Annotated in this window: 2 protein-coding genes; both read left to right on the top strand. The window is 41.0% G+C overall.

The annotated features are described in order from the left end of the window. The first annotated feature begins 568 nt into the window (after nucleotides 1–568). On the top strand, nucleotides 569–1,150 hold the full coding sequence (locus MICAI_RS16840; protein ID WP_008204908.1) for a DUF1997 domain-containing protein: 582 nt from the start codon (nucleotides 569–571) through the stop codon (nucleotides 1,148–1,150). An 8-nt stretch (nucleotides 1,151–1,158) separates the two neighbouring features. Beyond that, complete coding sequence (locus tag MICAI_RS16835; RefSeq protein ID WP_008204906.1) at nucleotides 1,159–1,509, top strand: Rieske (2Fe-2S) protein; 351 nt, start codon at nucleotides 1,159–1,161, stop codon at nucleotides 1,507–1,509. The last annotated feature ends 272 nt before the right edge of the window (nucleotides 1,510–1,781 follow it).

Here is a 1,781-nt window from a genome sequence, read left to right as displayed (position 1 = left end):
ACAGATCGTCGTTGTCGGTGAAATTGACTAATTTACCCGTTTTAATTAGGATCACCTTGTAGGTGTGGCAAGGGTTTCAACCATTGCTGCCCAAAAAAGCACAAAGTAACCCACCATGAAATTATATCAAATCGCTGTAACCATTACAACATCGTTGTTAAATAAAAATCTTTCTCAATTAATTCTTAAGAATTTGTAAATATTGCGGAATGTTAATTTAAATATTCTCAAGCTTTTGGAGTCAATAGATAATTTTTGCTTATCTTTGTCGGAAAATAGAACTCCTGTAAAAATCCAACATCTACCATTGGGCTAGAATTCTCCGAGTCAGGAGATTATTTTTATTTATTCTTCCCACTTCATAATTCATAATTCATAATTCCCCTTCTCCCCCACTGTTTACTTAAAACCCCCCACTGATCACTGATCACTGAAAAAAGCCTAACTTTGGGCAAAAATCTGGTTTGTGTCCCCTCTTAGCGGTAAAATTTCTACATCTGGACCGTCGAAAAGTATAAGTTTTGTAAAGTAAAATTAAGAAGGGAGACAAATTTAAGATAACCAACTTATGGAAGTAACTTTTACCGCTGCCGAATCCCTAGAAATTGTTGTTGCTGAACAAACCATCCCGATTCAGCATTATCTGCGCCAACCGCAAAGATTAGTACAGGCTATCGTTGAGACTAGCTTAACAGAACACCTGTCTGAGAATCGGTTTCGCCTAAAAATGCGTCCCCTAAACTTCTTGAATATGTACTATTTTCAGCCCACGGTTATTCTCAATGTCTGGGCCACCTCTGGGGGGACGATATTTTTGCAATCAGAAGACTGTCAGATCAAAGGTATTGATTATATCAACGATCGCTTTAGCCTCAATGTTAAAGGCAAACTCGCTCCTGTGGAAAAAAATAATCAAACCTATCTAGCGGGAAAAGCCAATCTTGAGGTGAAAGTCGCCCTACCACCGCCATTATGGTTAACCCCGCGTCCCTTGTTAGAAATCACCGGCAATAGTCTCCTAAAAGGGGTTTTATTGCGCATTAAACAGCGTTTAATGAGTCAATTGTTGCAAGATTACCAACAATGGGCTAAACAGGATATTATTGCCCAAAATTACCCCGAAACCATTCTCGATCTCTCCCTTAGTTAAATAAAAATATGAGTTGGACAAAAGTACTATCTGTAGATTCCCTTGCCCCCGGCGCCCGTCAAGTGGTAAAAGTGGGGGAAAATTCCATTCTCTTGATTAACAATAACGGTCAATTCCACGCCGTCGGTAATCGTTGTCCCCATTTAAAATTATCGATGACGAAGGGCAAAATTACCGAAGACGGCGCGATCGTTTGTCCCTGGCATCGTAGTTCGTTTGATCTCTGTACTGGTGCTGTCAAAGACTGGATTACTTGGCCCCCGGTGGTTAACAAAGCGATGGCGGCAGTTTCTCAACCCCAAGCTTTACCCGTTTATCCCCTTCGCATCGAAGACGGCAGCATCTGGATAGACGCATAACCGCTCACCGAGGGGGGGTTTTGGGCAACCTAAAGAGCAGTTGCTTTAACTGACAATGGGTTAATCTTTTAAAGCAACCTCTCAAATGTCATTCTCTCAAATCCTTATCTAGCAACGTTTTTAGTCGATTTCTCGGAAATATATAGCTGAAAATTCGTCAAAACGTTGTGCCTTGTAGGTTGATTCATGAATCAACCTACCATGAGAGCCAAAACCTGTACTTCCCTGCTCCCTAGCTTACCTCATAAGCGATTAAGGGTAGCAAACAAAAG

The sequence above is a fragment of the Microcystis sp. T1-4 genome (assembly GCF_000297435.1).
Taxonomy (GTDB): Bacteria; Cyanobacteriota; Cyanobacteriia; order Cyanobacteriales; family Microcystaceae; genus Microcystis.
The sequence above is the reverse complement of the archived record's forward strand: the minus strand, read 5'-3'. Positions and strand labels throughout refer to the sequence as shown.